This window comes from Allobosea sp. (genome assembly GCF_017308075.1).
In the GTDB taxonomy this organism is placed as follows: Bacteria; Pseudomonadota; Alphaproteobacteria; order Rhizobiales; family Beijerinckiaceae; genus Allobosea.
Genome location: NZ_JAFKFX010000038.1, coordinates 1 through 20,127, shown reverse-complemented (window position 1 = coordinate 20,127; position 20,127 = coordinate 1). Strand labels below are relative to the sequence as shown.

Sequence of the window (20,127 nt, the reverse complement as noted above, 5' to 3'; positions counted from 1 at the left end):
CTATCCCGTTTCCGGCCGAATTCCGGCCTTGAAACACTCTCTCGCCCGGTTCTAAGGATGCGCCGGTCGATCGGAAGGACAGCGCCATGACCTATGTGGTCACCGAGAACTGCATCAAGTGCAAGTACATGGATTGCGTCGAGGTCTGTCCGGTAGACTGTTTCTACGAAGGCGAGAACATGCTCGTCATCCATCCCGACGAGTGCATCGATTGCGGCGTCTGCGAGCCGGAATGCCCGGCCGAGGCGATCAAGCCTGATACCGAGCCGGGCCTCGACAGCTGGCTGCAGCTCAACTCGAAATATGCTTCGAGTTGGCCGAACATCACGCAGAAAAAAGAGCCGCCTGCCGACGCCAAAGAGTTCGACGGCGTACCCGGCAAGCTCGACGCGCATTTCTCGCCCAACCCCGGCGAAGGCGACTGAACCTGCCGTTTGGGCAGGTCGATGGCAAGGCTGCGGATGGCGGGTCGATCAGGCCCGCTGACGCGGCCATAAACCGTTTACCTTTGATTCGGCGCGTTTTTTGTGGTATCCATTTGCCACAGTCGAGTTCGTTCCGCTTGCCCCTGCGAGAATTCATGATCGGGGCGCCCCCTTAAACGCAGCGAGCAAAGCTACCGGTACCAGGTCCGGGGCTGTGCGAACTTCGTGTCTGGTGGCCATCAAGAAACAATCGGCTGAGGGAGCGTGTCGCGCCGGGAGATGACTGTCAAAGTCGCATCCGTCGCGTCCGGCAGAGTGTCGCTGGTTATTCCGACCAGCGACTGAAAGTCGCGTCTCCGCTTATAGCGGACCGATGAGGAGTTGAAACGGCATGACCACTGCGAAGAAAGCTGCTGTGCGCCTGGGTTTCAAGACTGGCGAGTTCGTCGTCTATCCGTCCCATGGTGTCGGTCAGATCACGGCGATCGAGGAGCAGGAGGTTGCCGGCTTCAAGCTCGAGCTGTTCGTCGTCAGCTTCGCCAAGGACAAGATGACTCTGCGCGTGCCCACCGCCAAGGCCGCCAGCGTCGGTCTGCGTAAGCTCGCCGATGGCGAGGTCGTCGCCAAGGCGCTGGCGACGCTGACCGGCCGCGCCCGCGTCAAGCGTACCATGTGGTCGCGCCGCGCCCAGGAATACGAAGCGAAGATCAATTCCGGCGATCTCGTCGCCATCGCCGAGGTGGTGCGTGATCTCTACCGTTCCGAGGCGCAGCCCGAGCAGTCCTATTCCGAGCGCCAGCTCTATGAGGCGGCGATCGACCGGATGACGCGCGAGATCGCCGCCGTCGACGAGATCACCGAGACCGAGGCGCTGAAGAAGATCGAGACCCAGCTCGCCAAGTCGCCGCGCCGCGCCAGCAAGGCCGAGGCCGTTGAGGCCGAGGACGGCGACGAGGATCTGCAGGAGGAGGCCGCCTGAGGCGGTTTGCATGACCGGATATCGAGGCCCGGCGGAGCGATCCGCCGGGCCTTTTTCTTGGATCGCTCGGCGGAGCGCGGCGCCGGGCCGTCAGGCCGCCCCGGTCTCGGCGGCGAGGAAGGCGACGGTTCGCTCCCAGGCGAGCCTGGCGGCGGCGGCATTGTAGCGCTCGGCGCTGGTGTCGTTATGGAAGGCGTGGTCGACATCCGGATAGACGATCGCCTGGTAGCGGATATGGGCGGCCTTCAGCGCGGCCTCATAGGCCGGCAATGCCTCGACCAGGCGGGTGTCGCGCGCCGCGTGCTGGATCAGCAGCCGGGCCTTGATCTGCGGAACCTTGGCGAGGTCCGGCGAGCGGCCGTAGAAGACCACGCCGGCGCTGAGCTCCGGCGCCGCCACGGCGAGGTCGTTGACTGCGCCGCCGCCCCAGCAGAAGCCGACTGCTCCAGTCTTGCCGGTGGCGTCCGGGCGGGCGGCGAGCAGGGCGAGGGCGGCACGGCCCTGGGCGACGACGTCCTGCGGCTTGAGCTGTGGGAAGAGGGCGCGGGCGGCGTCCGGATCTGCCGGCGTGCCGCCGAGCGGGGTCAGGAAGTCGAGTCCGAGCGCGGTGAAGCCGGCCAGCGCCATGCGGCGGGTGACGTCCTCGATATGCGGGTTGAGGCCGCGGTTCTCATGGATGACGAGCACGCCGCCGCGCCTGGCCGGCGTCTTGGGCGCGACGAGATAGCCCTTCAGCGCGACGCCGCCTACGGTCTCGGCGATGTGCCGGGCCTCGAGCCGGGCATCATCGGGAGCGACCTGCCGGGCCTGCGCATAGTTTGGCTCGAGCAGGGCGAGCGCGGCTTCCGCAGCCGTGGCCGAACCGGCGAGCCCGACGAGCCGGTTCATGAAGCTGCGGCGGTCGAGCGGCTTGTGGGTGTACTCGTCGTAGAGTTCGACGATGCGGCGGTCGAGTGCCATGGTCGCCCCTCTGGTCGGGCGGCGCTCGGCCGCCATGTTCCACCCCCCGGGCATTCCATTCGGGTGATGGGCAGCCCATGGCGCGGGACGCTAGCACGAGGCGGGATGGCCGGTCAGCGGCGCAAGGCCGCGCGGCGCCGGGCTATTCGGTCACGATCTTGTAACGCTGGCCCGGCGTCAGCCGGCCGGAGCGGTCGAGTCCGTTCAGGATCTGGAAGAGTTCGAGCGGCCGGTCATGCGTCGCCATTCGGCCGGAAAGGCTTGCCGGTGTGTCGCCTTCCGCCGCGGCGACCAGTCTGATCTGCATGGGCCTGACCGACTGGGCCTCGGAGGGGGAGAGGCTGCGGAAGCCGTCGAGCACGGCGCGCATGCCGCGCTCGGGGTCGGTTCCGCCCTTGGCGGCCAGGATGAAGCGATAGACGCGCTGGCCGGCCTGGATGGCGGCGAGCCGGAAGCGCCAGTCCGTGCCCTTGCCGGTGGTCACCGCCGCCGGGAGGCCGCCGATCGTCACGGATTCGACCTCGCCGGTGGTGACGCCGTCGATCCAGCCGGAGGCGACATAGGATTCGAGCGTCTGCCCCGGCTTCAGCGCGACGGAATCGAAACGCAGGGCCTGGGCGCCGTCGCGGCTGACGCCGACCACCATTTCGCGGGCCGCCTCGAGCTCGAAGCCATCGGGCGCGGTGAAGGCGATGCGCAGGGCGCTGTTGAGATAGCGTCGGCCGCGGACGACGCCGTCGGCCGGGTCGTCGCCGAAGGCGATGCCGTCGATCGCAGTCAACCAGCGTCCCGCCTCGCGCTCGCCGATGCCGGGCGCGCCGATCTGCCGCGCGGCGGAGGTGACCGCCGCGATGCGCTCCGGGGTCGAGGGGTGGCTGGAGAGAATGTCGAGCTTCTTGTCGCCACCGCCCTCGCCGCCGGCGCGGAAAGTCGTGTTGCGGCCGAGCGAGACGAGGAAGCGGCCGGCGCCGTAGGGGTCGTAGCCGGCGCGGGCGATGTTGCGCACGCTGATCTGGTCGGCGAGCAGTTCCTGCTGCCGCGAGAACTTGGCGAGCGTCAGCTTCGAGCTGGCCTGGACTGCTGCCCCGGTCGTCGGGTCGTTCAGGACTTGAGCCACGACCTGGCTGACCAGGGCCGATTCGAGCTCCAACTCGGCCCTTTCGGTGGCGTGGCGCGCGGTGACATGGGCGATCTCATGCGCCATCACCGAGGCGATCTCGGAGGTGTCGTTGGCGAGGGCGAGCAGGCCGCGGGTGACATAGAGGCGCCCGGTCGGCAAGGCGAAGGCATTGACGATCGGCGAGTTCAGGATGGTGATCTCGTAATTGCCGATCTGGCCGTCGCTGGCTTTGGCGAGGCGCGTGACGATCTCGTCGAGCACGCTGCGGACATTGGAGGCGCGATACTCGCCCCCAAAGGCCTGGAGCAGGCGCAGATGCTCGCGGTCGGTGCCGCGCTGCAGGCTGGCGACGCGCGGCGCCGACTCGCCGCCGGGCTGATCGAGCGGCGGCAGGAGGGAACTCTGGTCGCCGAAGCATGCGGCCAGCAGCAAGGCCGGCAGCGCCATGGCGACGAGGCGCCCCCGGGCGGGCTGTCGATATCGCTGCATTGCCTGAAACAACCTAATCGACCATCTCTAGGGCGGCGCGCGTCTCGATCGTAACGAGGAGGCCGTCTCGCCCCTCGATCACGCCGCGTACGCGCACGCGTTTACCGGTCAGCGTGGACGCGGTCCAGCCGACGCTTTGCAATTCCCGCCAAAGTGCGCGCGACAGCACGATGCTGCCGCCCGCTCCGCGGCGGCGCGTGAAGTTGAGATAGGTTCGCCGAGCCCGTTCGCCAACTGCCGCGATGCGCCCCTCAACCAGCACGATCCGGCCCGCCTGCGCCCGCATCGCGGCGGGATCGTGACCGTCGATGACCGGCAGGCCCGCAAGGGCGCGGTTCGTCGCGGGCGTTGCCGAAACGGCACGTTCGGCGACCGTCTTCGCAGACCGGCCGGCTTCGGCGGCGCGCCAGACAGCGTTGCAGCCGGCGAGGCCTGGCTCCGGAAGGTGAAGCGCCGCTCCGGCCGCGAGCAGCAGTGCGGCAAGGTCATGCCCGGCGATGTCGCCTGCAGGACCGTCGGGGAGCAGGAGCCGCGCGGGGACCCGGCCCCAGCGATCGGTGCCACCGAGTGCGACCAGTTCAAAGCCCTGGCCGAGCCAGGGACGGAGGGCGGCGGCAAAGCGTTCCCGCTCGGCTTCGTCCTGTCGCGGCGCGAGCCCGGCGAGGCGGAGCAGGCTGCCGTCTTCCAGAACGAGGTCGCCATGGCGCTCGAGGCTGGCGAGCCGGACCTTGCGGGGTTCCTCGGGCGCAGCACAGTCTTCGGCAGCAGCGGGCCGCGCCGTCGCCGAAATCGCAGCGAGCCCCGCAAACACGATAAAGGAAGGCTTCACCCGCATGCGCTTTATGCTAAACGCATTCCTGTGCGTCCCGGTAGCTCAGCAGGATAGAGCAACGGTTTCCTAAACCGTAGGTCAGGGGTTCGAATCCCTTCCGGGACGCCAGATCTTCCAGCAAGATACCGAAGCCGGGCGATATTCTGGTTTTCCGGGCCCGAGATGTCCGGCCCGGCCTCTTCAGCGAAAACAGCGCAGGCCGTGTGGCGGCTATGCTCGACGCATTCGCTTGCTTCCCGAGGCGATTGCCGCGGTCCATGCGATGCTCAGGGCGTCGGCGGCGCGCCGCTTCCGGCAGCGCCCGTCAGTAGCCCTGCCAAAGCACCTTCACCGAAACGATTCGTCAGCCGGTCGATTGGTCGCTAGCGTATCAGCCAGAGTTGCGTAGCGATGAGGTGGTGTCATGCCTGAGATCGCCGCTATGACGATCACGTCCTATGAAGAGCGCAAGGCCGCCGTGTTGCGGGCCGCGCAGTTGATCTCATCCCCGGACGGTTCCGAAGGCGCGCGTGAATTCGCGCTGCTGACCGAGGCTATCGCGGATTTCGACATCCGCCAGGACGCCGAACCCGTCATCGAGATCCCGCCCGGGTTCATGCAGTTCCTTGCCGGTGGGCATCGCGGTCAAGCTCTGACCAAGCGTCGCTGATTGCAGGCGGCCGCGGCGACCTTGCCGGCAGATCAGCGATGATCGGGGCCATGCGTGCGTGAGGATCGCGACCCGCGAGGGCGGCGCGATCGCCTGCAAGGGCGCCGGTCTGCATGGTCGGGACGATGAGAGAGCGACGGCGCCGCGATGCAGCTCAGGATTCGGCGGCGAGCTGCGAGGAGATCGTCGCGGAGGTGCGACGCAGAGCCGGTAGGATGCGGTCCAGCAGGCGCTGACGCGGCCCGGCCCCGCGCAGGACGAGGCTGCTCAGGGCCGCCACCGTCTCGCCGTCCACGATGATCGGTACGGCCACGGCCCAGATCTGCGACTGGTAGACCGCATCGAGATAGCGCTCATGCGCGAAGGCGAAGCCATTCTGCCGGGCCGTGGCGAGCCGTTCCTCGAGCCCCTCCCATAATTCGGGCGAGGCGTCCCAGATCTCCTTGGACTGCCGGAGACGCTCGAGCTGGGCTTGCAGCGCATCCGGGGCCAGCCCGGCCAGCTGCATGATGCCGACGCCGGTGGCGAGCAGCGGAATGCGCGCGCCGAGCCGGCCGGGAATGGAAAGGCCCTTGGCGTTGCGGTTGGTGTAGACGATCACCATCGCATCGTCCTCCAGCGTCGCCAGATTGGATGGCCAGCCGATCTCGGCCCGCAGGCTCTCGATCAGCGGCTCGGCGAGCTGGAGCAGGCGCGAGGTGCCGTCATAGCCATTGCTCAGCAGCTTGGTCCGCGCGGTCACGCCGAAGGTCACGCCATCCGCGCGGCGATAGACATAGCCTGCCTCGATCAGCGTCTCCAGGATCCGCACCACCGTCGGCTGCGGCAGCTTGGCGGCCCGCGCCAGATCGGTCGCCGTGATCGGGCTCTGTTCGCTGACGAGACGAAGGACCGTCAGGCCGCGCGTAATGGCGCGAACGGGCTCAAAGGAGGCCATGGAAGCGTTGTCGGGCCCTGTGATGCATCGGGGTGGCCCCCGGCTGGCGGCGGAAGGGAGAAAGGGGCGCCTGCGCGCTGCGCCCCACTTCAGGCATTGCCTCTCGTGAGGTCAAGCGCTTGCCCGATCAGGGCGGCCTGCTCGCCTTCATGCCGCTCGATCGAGCCACCGGCCGCGACCGGCAAAGGCGGGCGGGCGACATGCGCCAGTGCGCGGCCGCCGAAGCGCGGATCGCAGCGGAGCTGATGTGCGACATGGGCGAGCGCGCCCTGGTTCTCCGGCTCCTCCTGGCACCAGACCAGGTCGGCGTCGCCATGCTGGGACAGGGCCTCGGCGAGCTCCTCGGCAGGGAAGGGGTAGAGCTGGTCGAGTCTCACGATCGCGATCTCGTCCTCCAGCCCGAGCCCGTCGCGGGCGGCGGCGAGCTCATAGCCGATCTTGCCGGAGCAGAGCACGACGCGCCGTGCCGGCCTAACCGGCTTCTCGGAAACGACCGGGCGGAAGGCGGTGCCGGCCGCCATCTCCTCCAGCGCCGAGACACAGGCCTTCTGCCGGAGCAGCGCCTTCGGCGCGATCACGAAGAGCGGCTTGCGCCAGGGCGCCTTCACCTGCCGCCGCAGCAGATGGAACAGATTGGCCGGCGTCGAGGGATTGGCAACGATCATGTTGCCGCCGGCGCAGAGCTGGAGCAGGCGCTCGATCCGGGCCGAGGAATGGTCCGGGCCCTGGCCTTCCAGCCCATGCGGCAGCAGGACGACGAGGCCCGACATCAGCTCCCATTTGGCTTCCGCCGAGACGATGAACTGGTCGACCATGATCTGGGCGCCGTTCAGGAAGTCGCCGAACTGCGCCTCCCAGAGGACCAGCCGGTTCGGGGCGGCGAGGCTGTAGCCATATTCGAAGCCGAGCACGCCATATTCGGAGAGCGGACTGTTCACCGCCTCGAAACGGGCCGCGCCTGCGGCAAGGCCAGCCACCGGCATGAGATGCTGGCCGGTCTCGACATCGTGCACGCCGAGATGGCGCTGGGTGAAGGTGCCGCGGGCGCAATCCTGACCGGAGAGCCGCACCGGCACGCCTTCCGCCAGCAGCGAGGCGAAGGCGAGCGCTTCGGCGGTCGCGAAGTTGATGTCGTTCCCGCTCTCGATCGTCTCGAGGCGCGTCCGATAGAACTGGGCGACCTTGGCGTGGGGCTTGAGCTCCGGCGGAAGCAGGCTGGCCTCGCGGCCGATCGCGCGCAATTGCTCGATCGGCAGGCCCGTCTCGATGCGGTCCAGCATCTCGGCCGCGCCCGCTCGCGCGATTCCGGCCCAGCCCTCTGGCCGCGCCGAGGCGGCGTTCGGGCGCAGGCTCTCAATGGCGGCATAGCCCTCCTGCATCTCGGCCTTGAAGGCTTCCGCCAGCTGCGCCACCCGCTCCGGCGCTGCAGCGTCGAGGCCGGCGACCACCGCGGTGAAGCTGTCGCGCAGCGAGGGGCGGGCGTCGATGGCGGCCCAGATCTTCGGCTGGGTGAAGCGCGGCTCGTCGAGTTCGTTATGGCCGTTGCGGCGATAGCAGACGAGATCGATCAGCACGTCGCGGCGGTAGCGCCGGCGCCAGGCCAGAGCGAGCGCGGCGACCCTCGCGACCGCGACCGGATCATCGCCGTTCACATGCAGCACCGGCGCGCCGACCATCTTGCCGATATCGGTGCAATAGCGCGACGTCCGGCCTTCAGAGGCGTTGGTGGTGAAGCCGATCTGGTTGTTGACGACGAGATGGACCGTGCCGCCGACTTCATAGCCGGCGAGGCCGCCGAGCTGCAGCACTTCGCCGACCAGCCCCTGTCCGGAGAAGGCGGCGTCGGTATGGAGCAGCAGGCACAGCACATCGTCGCCGGCCGTGCCGCGCTTGCCGCGCGCCAGCCCGGTGACGACGGGCGCGACGGTCATCAGATGCGAGGGATGCGGCGAGATCGACAGCTTCATCCGCCGTTCGCCATGGCTGACCTCGCCGGCATAGCCGAGATGATAGGGCACGTCGCCGGTGAAGTCGGGGCCGCCATCGGTCAGGTCCCGGCCCTTGATTTCGGCCAGCAAGGTGCCGACCGGCTTGCCGAGGACGGTGGCGAGCGTCGCGAGGCGGCCGCGATGCATGCCGCCGATCACGGTTTCATCGAAGCCGGAAAGGCAGGCCTCGCGCAGCAATTCGCGCAGGAAGACGATGGCGCCCTCGGCGCCCTCGACGCCGAAGCGCTTCTTGGACGGGAATTTGACCTTGATGAAGGTCTCGAACGTATCGGCGAGCACGATCGCGTCCAGCGCGCGGTTCGCGAGATCGACCGGAGCCTGCGCCGCGAACAGCGCTTCGAAGGCGCCGTAGAGCCAGTCGCGGGCCTCGTCATCCTCGACCTGCTGCGCCTCGAGCCCGACCTTGCCGGCATAGAGGCGTTGCAATTCGGCGGCGAGGCTTGCGAGGGGAGTCTCGCAGGTCTCGCCGGAGAGGGTGACACGGGTCATCAGGCCCGGCTGCGCCGCCACCTCGGCGCGCAGGCGCTCGAGCGGCACGGCAGGCATGCGCGCCGCGAGATCGAGCGGATCGAGCGCCGCTTCGCGGTGCCCGAAGCGGCGATAGGCTTCGACCAGCCGCAGGCCGAGCGCTTCGCCATTGCCGCGCCCGCCCGCCCGTTCCGGCTCCATCTCCTCGAAATGGATGCGCCAGTCCGCCGGGACCGAAAGCGGGTCGCGCCGGTAGCGCGCATAGATGTCGAGGAGATACGCGCTTTCGGTCGCGACGGGCACGGTCATGGTGGCAGCTTTCGGGAAGCGCTATCGCTTCGGCTACGGAAGATCGGGTCTTGATCAGGTCTTGGACGGCAGGCGCGGAGCCTCGACGCCGGCAAGGTCGCACCAGGCGTCGAGCAGCGCCGAGAAGTCCTTGCCGCCGAAGCCGCGCGAGCGGGCGAGCTGCAGGCATTCGCGCGCTGCCGCGCCCATGGCGAGCGGTACCTTCATCGACGAAGCCGAGGTCAAGGCGAGGCCGAGATCCTTGTGGGCGAGGTCGATCTGGAAGCCGGGCTCGATATCGCCGGCCAGCACCTTGACCGGGAAATTGGTCTTGAGATGGCCGTTGGTTGCGGTGGTGCCGTTGAGGATGTCGATGGTGCGCTCGATATCGAGGCCGAAGCGCGCCGCGAGGGTCAGGGTCTCGGCGTTGAGCTGGCAGGCCGCGATCGCCAGATAGTTGTTCACCACCTTCATGCGGATGCCGGCGCCGGCCGGGCCGCAATGATGGATCGTCGTGCCCATCGCCTCGAGCATCGGCTTAACGCGCTCGAAATGCTCCTGGGAGGCGCCGACCATGAACAGGCATTCGCCGCGATCGGCATGGATCGCGAGCCGGCCGACCGGTGCGTCGACGAAGCCGAGGCCGGCGGCCTCGACCGCCGCCGCGACCTCGTCGGTCGCGAGCGGGTCGATCGTGCTCATGTCGACGACGAGCGTGCCGGGCTTGGCATTGGGCACGATCCCGTCGAGCACGACGGCGCGCACTTCGGGATGAGCCGGCAGCATGGTGAAGACGATGTCGGATTCGCGCGCGACCTCGGCGATCGAGCCGGCGGCGCGGCCGCCGAGCTCGACCAGGGCCGCGATGCCCTGCGGATTGACGTCATAGGACAGTGTCGCGAAGCCTTTGCGCTGCAGGTTGGACGCCATCGGGCGTCCCATCCTGCCAAGGCCGATGAAGCCGATTTTCGGGTTGCTCATGAGCGTTTCCTCCGGATTGGTCTTGTCGCTCAGGCCAGCAGGTAGCTGGTCTTGATCTGGGTGTAGAACTCGACGGCGTAGCGGCCCTGCTCGCGCGGCCCGTAGCTCGAGGCTTTCCGGCCGCCGAACGGCGTGTGGTAGTCGACGCCGGCCGTCGGCAGGTTGAGCATGGTCATGCCGGCCTCGACATTGCGCTGGAAATGCCGGGCATATTTCATCGAGGTCGTGCAAATGCCGGCCGACAGCCCGTAATCGGTGTCGTTGGCGACAGCGAGCGCCTCGTCATAGTCGGCGACGCGGATGACGGTCGCGACCGGGCCGAACACTTCCTCGCGGTTGATGCGCATGGCGTTCGTCGTGTCTGCGAACAGGGTCGGGGCGATGTAGTAGCCCTTGGTGTCGAGCTCGAGTGCTTCGCCGCCGGCGGCCAGGCGCGCATTCTCGCCCTTGGCGATGTCGATATAGCCGAGATTCTTCTGGAACTGGCTGTCGTCGATCACCGGGCCGATCTGGGTCTCGGCCTTGAGCGCATGGCCGACGCGGAGCTTGGCGACGCGCTCGGCGCAGGCCTTGACGAAGGCGTCATGGATGCCGCTCGTCACGATCAGGCGGCTCGAGGCGGTGCAGCGCTGGCCCTGCTGGAAGAAGGCGCCGTTGACGGCGAGGTCGGCGGCGAGCTCGAGATCGGCGTCGTCGAGCACGACCAGCGGGTTCTTGCCGCCCATCTCCATCTGGCAGCGGATCAGCCGCTCGGCGCAGGCGACGGCGATGCGCCGGCCGGTCGTCGAGGAGCCGGTGAAGGAAATCGCGTCGGCATTGGCGATGACGGCGGCGCCGACATCCGGCCCGGCGCCGATCAGCAGGTTGAAGACGCCGGCCGGAATTCCGGACGCGGCGACGATCTCGGCGATCGCGACGGAGATGCCCGGCGTCTTCTCGGACGGCTTCCAGACCACGCCGTTGCCGAAGGCGAGCGCCGGCGCGATCTTCCACATCGGCGTCGCGACGGGGAAGTTCCACGGCGTGATCAGGCCGACGACGCCGACCGGGTCACGGGTGATCTCGACATCGACGTTCGGCCGCACCGAACCGAGCTTCTCGCCCGGCATGCGCAGGGCCTCGCCGGCAAAGAAGCGCGCGATATGGGCCGCGCGCGTCACCTCGCCGAGCGCGTCAGGAACGGTCTTGCCGCCCTCGCGGGCGAGGATCTGGGCGAGCTTGTCCTTGTTGTCGAAGATGCCGCGGGCGATCGCCTCGAGCACCAGCGAGCGCTGCTCCAGCGTCGCGCGGCCCCAGGCCGGCTGCGCCTTGCGGGCGGCGACGAAGGCCGCCTCGACCTCGCTCTTGCCGGCGAGGCCATAGGTCGCGATCACGTCGCTGAGATCGGACGGGTTGCGGATTTCGAGAGCCTGCGCGCCGCCGACCCAGTTTCCGCCAATCAGATTCTTCTCGAGCATCGCAGCAGCACTCCATCGATCGTTTCATCGTCCGCCCGCACCTCGCGCGGCCGGTAATGAATTTCGACTAGCACCATCCGAGGCGCCATGCTAGATTTGAATTATAAATTCATACAATGAATTAAACCTGCTCGACCATCGAGAGGTATCCGGAGGAAGCAATGAGGAAACGCGACTTTCTGAAAACGGCTGCGGCCGGTGCGATCGGCAGTGCAGCGATCGCGGCGCCGGCCATCGCGCAGAGCGCACCCACGATCCGCTGGCGGCTGGTTTCCAGCTTCCCGAAGAATATCGACGTGCTCTATGGCTCGGCCGAGGTGATGGCGAAGAACCTCGCCGAAGCGACCGACGGCAAGTTCCAGATCCAGGTCTTCGCGGCCGGCGAGGTGGTCCCGGCGCTCCAGGCGCTCGATGCGGTGAGCAACGGTACGGTCGAGATCTGCCACACCGCGGCCTATTACTATGTCGGCAAGGACCCGACCTTCGCGATCGGCACCCATATTCCCTTCGGCCTGAATACGCGCCAGCAGAACGCCTGGGCCTATCATGGCGAAGGCAAGGTGCTGCTCGACGAGTTCTTCCGCAAACACAATGTCGTCGGCCTGCCGGGCGGCAACACCGGCTGCCAGATGGGTGGCTGGTTCCGCAAGGAGATCAAGAGCGTCGACGACCTCAAGGGTCTGAAGTTCCGCATTTCCGGCCTCGGCGGCAGCATTCTGGCCAAGCTCGGCGCGGTGCCGCAGCAGGTCGGTGGCGGCGACATCTACCCGGCGCTCGAGCGCGGCACGATCGACGCGGCCGAGTTCAACGGCCCCTATGACGACGAGAAGCTCGGCCTCTATCGCGTCGCGCCGTACTACTACTACCCCGGCTTCTGGGACGGCACCTCGCTGGAGCACTTCTTCATCAATGTCGAACAGTGGGAGAAGCTGCCGAAGCACTACCAGGCAGCGCTGACCGCCTCGGCTGCGCTTGCAAACGTCGACACCGTGGCGCGCTACGACGTGCTGAACCCGCCGGCCCTGCGCCGCGTCGTCGCCAGCGGCGCCAAGCTGCGTCCGTTCCCGGCCGAGGTCATCGACGCCGCTCACAAGGCGGCGATGGAGCTCTATGACGAGCTCTCGGCCAAGAACGCCGATTTCAAGAAGCTCTATGACAGCATGCGCCGCTTCCAGACGGAATCGGCGACCTGGAACCAGGTCTCCGAATACTCCTACGACACGGTCGCCCTGCGGGCGATCCGGCGCTGAAAAAGCCCCGGCCCGGGCAGCGCAGGCTGCCCGGGCCGGGTGCGGATGTCGGAACGAAGATGGAGCAGGCTGCGGTGCAGCCTGCTTTTCTTTTGCCCGCGGCGCTTCAGTTGGCGCGGCTGAGCAGGCCGCGCGCGATGACCTGGGCCTGGATCTCGGCCGCGCCCTCGAAGATCGACAGGATGCGGGCGTCGCAGAGCACGCGGCTGATCGGGTACTCGAGCGCATAGCCGTTGCCGCCATGGATCTGCAAAGCGCAATCGGCATTGGCGAAGGCGACGCGGGCGGCGAGCAGCTTGGCCATGCCGGCCTCGATGTCGCAGCGCCGGTCGGCATCCTTCTGCCGCGCGGCGAAATAGGACAGCTGCCTTGCCATCATCGTCTCGGTCGCCATGAAGGCGAGCTTGGCATGGACGCGTGGGAATGCGAGCAGCGCCTTGCCGAACTGGACCCGGCTCTGCGCATAGGCGAGGCCGAGCTCGAGCGCATTCTGGGCGACGCCGAGCGCGCGGGCCGCCGTCTGAATCCGGGCGCTCTCGAAGGTCTCCATCAACTGCTTGAAGCCCTGGCCCTCGACACCGCCGAGCAGGCTCGAGGCCGGCACCTCGAAACCGTCGAAGGAGATCTCGTATTCCTTCATGCCGCGATAGCCGAGCACGGGAATCTCGGTGCCGCTCATGCCCGGTGCCGGGAACGGGTCGGCCTCGCTGCCGCGCGGCTTCTCCGCCAGCAGCATCGACAGGCCGCGATAATCCGTGCTCTGCGGGTCGGTGCGCACGAGCAGGGTCATCAGGTCGGAGCGGGCGCCATGGGTGATCCAGGTCTTGGCGCCGTAGACGCGATAGACATCGCCCTCGCGTGCCGCCCGCGTCCGCAGGCTGCCGAGATCGGAGCCGGTGTTCGGCTCGGTGAACACCGCGGTCGGCAGGATTTCGCCCGATGCGAGGCTGGGGAGCCAGCGCGCCTTCTGCTCCTCGGTGCCGCCGAGCCTGATCAGCTCGCCGGCGATCTCGGAGCGGGTGCCGAGCGAGCCGACGCCGATATAGCCGCCGCTCAGCGCCTCGGAGACCAGGCACATCGCCACCTTGCCGAGGCCGGTGCCGCCATAATCCTCCGGGATCGTCAGACCGAACACGCCCATATCGGCCAGCTTCTGTACGAGCTCCAGCGGGATCAGCTCGTCACGGGCGTGCCAGCCCGGCGCATGGGGTGTGACCTCGCTCGCAGCGAAGCGCAGGAACTGCTCGCGGGTCGCCTCGAGGATCTCGTCGTCGAGGCCGAGCGTCCCGAACCTGCCTTCGGCCAGCTCGCCGGAAAGCGTCCGCCTCGCCGCTTCGAGCGTCGGGGCGTGCGCGAGCCGCGTCAGCGCCGGCTCGGCGGCGAAGGCTGCGACGACATCCGCCGCCACGCCCATATCCGAGGGTCGCACGGTTTCGGTCTGGCTCATGGCGATGCCGCCGGCGAGCTGGGCGCCGTATTCGGCGAAGCCCAGATGCAGCATGGCCGCGTCGGCCGGGCTGAGACGGCCGTCGGCGGCGAGGCGCTCGGCCCAGGCGAGGGTCTGGCGCAGCGCCTCGACATAGGTGCCCTGCCAGGCGAAGCCATGGGCGGCGAACTGATGCGCCTCGACGAGGCCGGCATCGACCCGCCCGCTCGGCGCCAGCGATTGTGCGACCGCGGCACGCGTCGCCGCGTGCAGGGTTTCGGCGTCGGAAAGCAGGGAGGCGCAGCTCGCGAGCAACGCGTCGTGGTCGGTCGTCTTGGGCATGATCGATCCCGAAATCAGGCGGTACGGGGACCGGCGACGATGCCGGTCTGGAGAAGCTTGCCGATGGCGGCGGTCGAGAGCCCCAGCCTGTCGGCGAGCACGGCCTCGGTGTCCTGGCCGAGTTGCGGCGCGGGCAAGGGCGGGCGGCGCGCTGCGGCCGAAAAGGCTAGAGGCGAGCCGGGCGCCAGGATCGGGCCGGCGCCGGGCTGCTCGATCGTGCCGAACATCGGGTTCGCTACCGAGCAGCGTGCATCCTCGCGGACCAGCTGTCCGAAGTCCCGATAGGGGCCCCAGAGCACGCCGGTGCCGTCGAAGGCGGCTTCGATCTCGGCGAGGCTGCGCGCGGCGCACCAGCGTTCGAGCACGGCGAAGATCGCGGCGCGCGCGGTGAAGCGGCCGCCTTCGGTGTTGAGATCGGCATCCATCATCGGGCCGATCATGGCGAGCTTCTCGGCCAGGCCGGTGGCGCGGCCGATCGCATGCCATTGCCGGTTGGAGATCGCGACGATCATGACATGCCGCCCATCGGCGGTGGCGAAGTCGCGGCCGAGCGCGCCATAGAGATCATTGCCGAGCGGCTGGCGCACCGCGCCATTGACCTGATAGTCGGCGATGTAGCCGAGATTGCCGACGCTCGCGAGCATCACGTCCGAGAGCGCGAGCGAAACCTGCCGGCCCTTGCCGTCGAGGCGCCGCGCCCGCTCCGCCGCGAGCAGCCCGGTCGCGAGATAGAGCCCGGCCGCGATGTCCCAGGCCGGCAGGACATGGTTGACCGGCTCGGCGCCGACGCCGGTCGCCAGCGGAAAGCCCGAGGCGCAGTTCACCGTGTAGTCGACGGCGCCGCTGCCGTCGTGATTGCCCGTCAGCCGCAGGCTGATCAGGTCGTCGCGGCGCTGCGACAGGACATCGTGACCCATCCAGCCGCTGGCCGGCAGATTGGTCAGCAGGATGCCGGCATCCTCTCCGGGCTGGGCGATCAGGGCGCTTGCCAGCTCCTGGCCCTCCGGCTTGTCGAGGGCGATTGCGACCGAGCGCTTGCCCTTGTTGAGACTGGCCCAATAGAGGCTGGCGCCGGAGGGAGCGAGCGGCCAGCGGCGATAGTCGATATTGCCGCCGATCGGGTCGATGCGGATCACCTCGGCGCCGAGCTGCGCCAGTGTCATGCCGCCCAGCGGGGCTGCGATGAAGGCGGAGACCTCGACGACGCGAAGCCCGTTCAGGATCGTGCTCATCGCGTTAGAGACCCGGCGAAGAGCAGGGGCTCTTGGCCCTTGGAGAGGCAATCTGCCGGCAGGTGGGGCGACATCCCAGGTCTTCCTCCTCTTTCGCCGCTCCCTTGCGCTCAGGTCGACGGGCAGGTGCGGTCACTTCGGCCCGCAACCTAGCGATCCCGGCCGGATCGGCCATGCAGTCTGGTAGATAAGAGCTATAACCGCTACCAGAGAGGCGGCACGAAGAGACCGCAGCGATGGACCTCCAGCAGATCCGCTATTTTCTCGAAACGGTCGCGGCAGGCAGCCTGTCGCGGGCCGCGGTCCGGCTCGGCATCAGCCAGCCGGCGCTCAGCCGCCAGATCGGCAATCTCGAGGCCTCGCTGCAGCAGAACCTGCTTTATCGCCATGGCCGCGGCGTCTCGCTCACCGATGCCGGGCGCCGTTTCGAGGAGGTGGCGCAGGACGTGATGCGGCGCCTGGCCGATGTCCGCACCGAACTCGCCGCAGGAGCGATCGACAACACCGGCAGCGTCTCGCTCGGCATGCCGCCCTCGCTCTCGGCCAGCATGGGGGCGGATCTTGCGCTGCGCTTCGCCGCCGAGTTCCCGCGCGCACAGCTGCGACTGCGCGAGGCCTTCAGCGCCGTGCTGCTCGAATGGACCGAGGCCGCGCGGGTCGACATCGCCGTGCTCTATGATGCGCGCAGCAGCCGCAGCCTGATCGCGACGCCTCTGATGCTCGAGGACCTGTTCATGGTCGAGCCGCCATCGACGCGTGCCGACGCCACGCTCGAACCGGTGTCGCTGCCCGAACTGGCGAGCCGCGCCTGCGTCCTGCCAGGACCGGAGAACGGACTGCGCCGGGTGGTCGATGCCGCCTGCGCCGCCGAAGGCGTGCGTCCGCGCGTGCTGACGGAGGTCGATTGCGTCGCGGCACTGAAGCAATTGGTCGAGCGCGGCGTCGGCCCGACGGTGCTACCTTTTGGCGCAGTGCACCGGGAGGTCCGGGACGGAAGGCTCCGCGTGCGTCCGTTCCGCTCCTCCGCGATGCGCGCGCTGCTCGTGCTCGCGACGCCGGCGAACCAGCCGATCACGCCGCTGACGCGCGCGGTGATGCGGATCGTGCAGGATGAGGTGGCGCGCCTGGTGCCGCTCGACATTCTGCGTGGCGTCACCCGCAATCTCGAAGGCCCTCGCCCGCGGCCGCGTCCCGATCGGGAGAGCCCCGAAGCGGTCGGCTGAAAGAACCCCTGCCTTTTTGCTTATAGCTGCTATGCGCCAGGCTCGGCTGGCCCGAGGGTGGTGACGTCCGCCAGATGGAACAAACGCGGGTGCGACGATCAGGCGAGCCTGGTCGTCGAGGCCCCTCCAACGGCCCGGACAAGCCGGGAACCGCCTGCAGGCGGAAGGAAGGAAACGTCGATGCGTCTGAAGGATCGCGTCGCGCTCGTGACGGGTGCGGCATCCGGGCTCGGCCTGGCCATGGTCGAGCGTTTCGTGGCGGAAGGCGCCAGGGTCGCCGTCGTCGACTGGAACGGGGATGCTGCGGCCGGGACCGCCGCCCGCTTCGGCGCTGCCGCCATCGCGATCCGGGCTGACGTGACCAAGGCGGACGAGGTGCAGGCTTCCGTGGCCCGGACCGTCGAGGCCTTCGGCCGGCTGGACATCCTGATCAACAATGCCGGTTCCAGTCACGCCAAGGGGCCGTTCGAGGCCGTTTCCGAAGCCGAGTTCGATCGCGTCTTCGCCGTCAATCTGAAATCGATCTTCCACTACTGCAACGCGACCGTCCCAGTGATGCGCGGCCAGGGCGGCGGCGTCATCCTCAATGTCGGCTCGACGGCGGGGAACCGGCCGCGCCCCGGGCTCGCCTGGTACAATGCCAGCAAGGGCGCGGTGCATAACGTCACCAAGACGCTGGCGCTCGAACTGGCGCCCGATCGCATCCGTGTCTGCGCGCTGGCGCCGGTCGCGACGGAAACGCCGCTGCTCGCGACCTTCCTCGGCACGGATTCCCCTGAAATGCGCGACCAGATGCGCGGGATCGTGCCGCTCGGCCGTCTCGGCCAGCCCGAGGACGTGGCCAATGCCGCGCTCTATCTCGCCTCCGACGAAGCCTCGTTCCTGACCGGGGTGGTCCTCGACATCGATGGCGGCCGCAGCGTCTGAAGCCGCTTCGGGCCTGAAGCACTGCAACGCTTCCGCCCTTCATCTGGGGCTGGTCGGCCATGCCGACCAGTGCCTGCGTTTCCCTGCGAAGGAGGACGAATATGGCTGAGAACTCGAGCGGCGCCGGCGCCGGCGGCTTGCTGCGCGATCCCGCCTGCTTCGCCAGGGAACTTCTCGAGCCGATCCGCGCGATTGTCGGCGAGCGCGGTATGATCACCGATCGCGACCAGATGCAGCCACTGATGGTGGCCTGGCGCGACGGCTGGCAGGGCCGCGTACCGCTCGTCGTGCAGCCGGCGAACACCGCCGAGCTCGCCGCGGTCGTGGCGATCTGCCACCGCACCCGCACGCCGATCGTCCCGCAGGGCGGCAATACCGGCCTGACCGGCGCGAGCCAGCCGCATGGCGACGATTCCGAGATCGTGATCTCGACGACGCGGATGAACCGCATCCGGGCCCTCGATCTCGACAACGATACGATCACCGTCGATGCCGGCTGCGTGCTGGCGAGCATCCAGGACGCGGCGCGCGATGCCGGCCGGCTCTTCCCGCTCAGCCTCGGAGCCGAAGGCAGCTGCCAGATCGGCGGCAATCTCTCGACCAATGCCGGCGGCGTCCAGGCGGTCCGTTATGGCACGGCCCGCAATCTCGTGGCGGGCCTCGAAGTCGTGCTGCCGGATGGACGCATCTGGGACGGGCTGCGCGGCTTGCGCAAGGACAATGCCGGCTACGATCTGAAGCAGATCTTCATCGGCGCCGAAGGCACGCTCGGCATCATCACCGGAGCCACGCTGAAACTCCTGCCCTTGCCGGAAGCGACGGCCACCGCCTTTCTCGCGACGAACTCGCCGGCGCAGGCCGTCGCCTGGCTGCGCCGTGCCAAGGCCGCGCTCGGCGAGTCCATCACCTCCTGCGAACTGATGGAGCGCGCCTGCGTCGAGATCGCGCGCAAGCACAACAGCCAGATCCAGGATCCGTTGGCGCAAGCCTATCCCTGGTATCTGCTGCTCGAACTCGCCGGCCAAGGCGCCGCCGAAGCGCTGGAAGCGCGGCTGCTCCCGGTTTTCGAGGCGGGGCTCGAGGCCGAAGAGCTGCTCGACGGCGTCATCGCCTCCTCGGCCGCCCAGGCCGCCGCGCTCTGGCGCATCCGCGAAGGCGCTCCGGAGGGGCAGCGGCTGGAGGGATCGTCGTTCAAGCACGACGTCTCGGTGCCAATCTCCCAGGTCGACCGCTTCATCGCGGAAGCGAATGCCGCGCTGTCGCAGCGCTTTCCCGGCATCCGTTCCTTCGCCTTCGGCCATCTCGGCGACGGCAACATCCATTTCAACCCGATCCAGGCCGAGGGCGAGCCCGCCGATCTCTGGCAGGCCCGGCTGCCGGAAGTGAACCGGATCGTCCATGACATCGTCTCGCGGCTCGGCGGCTCGATTACTGCCGAGCATGGCGTTGGACGCCTGCGGATCACCGAACTGCAGCACTACAAGAGTCCGATCGAGCTCGAAATGATGGTGCGGCTGAAGCGCTGCTTCGATCCGCTGAACCTGATGAACCCCCAGAAAGTGCTGAGGAGCGATCTCCTCGACAACCTGTCGGAGACGGTATGAAACAGCTCCTCGCGATCAGCCGGTTCATCGAAACGGTCAACGGCCAGATCGGCAAGAAGATCGCCTGGCTGATCCTCGTTGCGGTTCTCGTGGCGACGATGAATGCCATCGTCCGAAAGGTCTTCAGCGTCTCGTCGAACGCCTGGCTCGAGCTGCAATGGATGCTGTTCGGCGCGGTCTTCCTGCTCTGCGCCTCCTGGACGCTGCAGGTGAAGGAGCATATCCGCATCGACATCGTGAACAGCATGCTCCCGAAGCGGGTCCGGCAATGGATCGAGCTGCTCGGCCATGTGCTCTTCCTGATGCCGTTCGCCCTGCTCATCGTCTACCATTCGGTGCCGTTCTTCCTGCGCTCCTATGCGATCAACGAGCAGTCGCTCTCGGCCGGCGGCCTGCCGCAATGGCCGGCCAAGGGCCTGGTCGTGATCGGCTTCGTGATGCTCGTCTTCCAGGGCATCTCGGAGATCATCAAGCAGATCGCGATCATGCGCGGAAAGCTCGACGACGACGACAGCTCGCGCGGCCATGC

General features: G+C 68.0%; 17 protein-coding genes and 1 tRNA gene. 9 read left to right on the top strand and 9 right to left on the bottom strand.

All coding sequences use genetic code 11. From position 1 onward, the window contains the following. Positions 1-86: 86 nt before the first annotated feature. Together fdxA and J0J10_RS19545 are read left to right on the top strand one after the other, a co-directional pair. On the top strand, positions 87-425 hold the full coding sequence (fdxA, locus tag J0J10_RS19550) for a ferredoxin FdxA (protein ID WP_291642373.1): 339 nt from the start codon (positions 87-89) through the stop codon (positions 423-425). A gap of 391 nt (positions 426-816) precedes the next feature. Then, entirely contained in the window at positions 817-1,404 is a 588-nt protein-coding gene (locus tag J0J10_RS19545; protein ID WP_291642375.1) for a CarD family transcriptional regulator, read from the top strand. 90 nt (positions 1,405-1,494) lie between these two features. Here J0J10_RS19545 and J0J10_RS19540 read toward each other — a convergent pair whose 3' ends face one another. From J0J10_RS19540 to J0J10_RS19530, 3 genes are all read right to left on the bottom strand, one after another. Next, positions 1,495-2,364 carry a dienelactone hydrolase family protein gene (locus J0J10_RS19540; protein ID WP_291648408.1) on the bottom strand — a complete coding sequence of 290 codons (870 nt, stop codon included), beginning with the start codon at positions 2,362-2,364 and terminating at the stop codon, positions 1,495-1,497. Between the two features lie 142 nt (positions 2,365-2,506). After that, complete coding sequence (locus J0J10_RS19535; protein WP_291648406.1) at positions 2,507-3,973, bottom strand: M48 family metalloprotease; 1,467 nt, start codon at positions 3,971-3,973, stop codon at positions 2,507-2,509. A 13-nt stretch (positions 3,974-3,986) separates the two neighbouring features. Then, positions 3,987-4,808, bottom strand: a complete 822-nt coding sequence (locus tag J0J10_RS19530) for a hypothetical protein (protein ID WP_291648404.1) — start codon at positions 4,806-4,808, stop codon at positions 3,987-3,989. Between the two features lie 28 nt (positions 4,809-4,836). Here J0J10_RS19530 and J0J10_RS19525 point away from each other — a divergent pair. Both J0J10_RS19525 and J0J10_RS19520 read left to right on the top strand, forming a co-directional pair. Further along, positions 4,837-4,913: transfer RNA gene (locus J0J10_RS19525), tRNA-Arg, on the top strand. 295 nt (positions 4,914-5,208) lie between these two features. After that, positions 5,209-5,454: a hypothetical protein gene (locus tag J0J10_RS19520; protein ID WP_291648402.1), complete on the top strand. Its 246-nt coding sequence runs from the start codon at positions 5,209-5,211 to the stop codon at positions 5,452-5,454. A 154-nt stretch (positions 5,455-5,608) separates the two neighbouring features. Here J0J10_RS19520 and J0J10_RS19515 read toward each other — a convergent pair whose 3' ends face one another. The 4 genes from J0J10_RS19515 to J0J10_RS19500 form a co-directional block, all read right to left on the bottom strand. Then, positions 5,609-6,391: a helix-turn-helix domain-containing protein gene (locus J0J10_RS19515; RefSeq protein ID WP_291642385.1), complete on the bottom strand. Its 783-nt coding sequence runs from the start codon at positions 6,389-6,391 to the stop codon at positions 5,609-5,611. 89 nt (positions 6,392-6,480) lie between these two features. Beyond that, entirely contained in the window at positions 6,481-9,177 is a 2,697-nt protein-coding gene (locus J0J10_RS19510; protein ID WP_291648401.1) for a 2-oxoglutarate dehydrogenase E1 component, read from the bottom strand. Between the two features lie 54 nt (positions 9,178-9,231). Then, entirely contained in the window at positions 9,232-10,170 is a 939-nt protein-coding gene (locus J0J10_RS19505; protein WP_291648584.1) for an NAD(P)-dependent oxidoreductase, read from the bottom strand. Further along, a complete protein-coding gene (locus J0J10_RS19500; protein WP_291648399.1) occupies positions 10,167-11,594 on the bottom strand; it encodes an aldehyde dehydrogenase family protein in 1,428 nt (475 codons plus the stop codon). The genes J0J10_RS19505 and J0J10_RS19500 overlap by 4 nt, the downstream gene beginning before the upstream one ends. A gap of 161 nt (positions 11,595-11,755) precedes the next feature. On the opposite strand from J0J10_RS19500, the gene J0J10_RS19495 reads away from it, so the two are divergent. Beyond that, a complete protein-coding gene (locus tag J0J10_RS19495) occupies positions 11,756-12,844 on the top strand; it encodes a TRAP transporter substrate-binding protein (protein WP_291642215.1) in 1,089 nt (362 codons plus the stop codon). A gap of 106 nt (positions 12,845-12,950) precedes the next feature. Here J0J10_RS19495 and J0J10_RS19490 read toward each other — a convergent pair whose 3' ends face one another. Together J0J10_RS19490 and J0J10_RS19485 are read right to left on the bottom strand one after the other, a co-directional pair. After that, positions 12,951-14,612: an acyl-CoA dehydrogenase family protein gene (locus tag J0J10_RS19490; RefSeq protein ID WP_291648398.1), complete on the bottom strand. Its 1,662-nt coding sequence runs from the start codon at positions 14,610-14,612 to the stop codon at positions 12,951-12,953. 14 nt (positions 14,613-14,626) lie between these two features. Beyond that, a complete protein-coding gene (locus tag J0J10_RS19485; protein WP_291648396.1) occupies positions 14,627-15,844 on the bottom strand; it encodes a CoA transferase in 1,218 nt (405 codons plus the stop codon). A gap of 236 nt (positions 15,845-16,080) precedes the next feature. On the opposite strand from J0J10_RS19485, the gene J0J10_RS19480 reads away from it, so the two are divergent. The 4 genes from J0J10_RS19480 to J0J10_RS19465 form a co-directional block, all read left to right on the top strand. Continuing rightward, positions 16,081-17,067 carry a LysR family transcriptional regulator gene (locus tag J0J10_RS19480; protein ID WP_291642205.1) on the top strand — a complete coding sequence of 329 codons (987 nt, stop codon included), beginning with the start codon at positions 16,081-16,083 and terminating at the stop codon, positions 17,065-17,067. Positions 17,068-17,247: 180 nt separating this feature from the next. Beyond that, complete coding sequence (locus J0J10_RS19475) at positions 17,248-17,994, top strand: glucose 1-dehydrogenase (protein ID WP_291648393.1); 747 nt, start codon at positions 17,248-17,250, stop codon at positions 17,992-17,994. A 101-nt stretch (positions 17,995-18,095) separates the two neighbouring features. Then, positions 18,096-19,598 (top strand): FAD-binding oxidoreductase, encoded by a 1,503-nt coding sequence (locus J0J10_RS19470; protein ID WP_291648391.1) that lies wholly within the window; start codon positions 18,096-18,098, stop codon positions 19,596-19,598. Then, positions 19,595-20,127, top strand: a 533-nt coding sequence (locus J0J10_RS19465; protein ID WP_291648388.1) for a TRAP transporter small permease subunit, incomplete at its 3' end; no start/stop codon positions are given. The genes J0J10_RS19470 and J0J10_RS19465, both read left to right, overlap by 4 nt.

Coding starts and splice junctions, on each gene's coding strand:
- J0J10_RS19495 (WP_291642215.1), top strand. CDS start 11,756: ATGAGGAAACGCGACTTTCTGAAAACGGCTGCGGCCGGTGCGATCGGC.
- J0J10_RS19530 (WP_291648404.1), bottom strand. CDS start 4,808: ATGCGGGTGAAGCCTTCCTTTATCGTGTTTGCGGGGCTCGCTGCGATT.
- J0J10_RS19540 (WP_291648408.1), bottom strand. CDS start 2,364: ATGGCACTCGACCGCCGCATCGTCGAACTCTACGACGAGTACACCCAC.
- J0J10_RS19535 (WP_291648406.1), bottom strand. CDS start 3,973: ATGCAGCGATATCGACAGCCCGCCCGGGGGCGCCTCGTCGCCATGGCG.
- J0J10_RS19480 (WP_291642205.1), top strand. CDS start 16,081: ATGGACCTCCAGCAGATCCGCTATTTTCTCGAAACGGTCGCGGCAGGC.
- J0J10_RS19485 (WP_291648396.1), bottom strand. CDS start 15,844: ATGAGCACGATCCTGAACGGGCTTCGCGTCGTCGAGGTCTCCGCCTTC.
- J0J10_RS19510 (WP_291648401.1), bottom strand. CDS start 9,177: ATGACCGTGCCCGTCGCGACCGAAAGCGCGTATCTCCTCGACATCTAT.
- J0J10_RS19520 (WP_291648402.1), top strand. CDS start 5,209: ATGCCTGAGATCGCCGCTATGACGATCACGTCCTATGAAGAGCGCAAG.
- J0J10_RS19470 (WP_291648391.1), top strand. CDS start 18,096: ATGGCTGAGAACTCGAGCGGCGCCGGCGCCGGCGGCTTGCTGCGCGAT.
- J0J10_RS19490 (WP_291648398.1), bottom strand. CDS start 14,612: ATGCCCAAGACGACCGACCACGACGCGTTGCTCGCGAGCTGCGCCTCC.
- J0J10_RS19515 (WP_291642385.1), bottom strand. CDS start 6,391: ATGGCCTCCTTTGAGCCCGTTCGCGCCATTACGCGCGGCCTGACGGTC.
- fdxA (WP_291642373.1), top strand. CDS start 87: ATGACCTATGTGGTCACCGAGAACTGCATCAAGTGCAAGTACATGGAT.
- J0J10_RS19500 (WP_291648399.1), bottom strand. CDS start 11,594: ATGCTCGAGAAGAATCTGATTGGCGGAAACTGGGTCGGCGGCGCGCAG.
- J0J10_RS19545 (WP_291642375.1), top strand. CDS start 817: ATGACCACTGCGAAGAAAGCTGCTGTGCGCCTGGGTTTCAAGACTGGC.
- J0J10_RS19475 (WP_291648393.1), top strand. CDS start 17,248: ATGCGTCTGAAGGATCGCGTCGCGCTCGTGACGGGTGCGGCATCCGGG.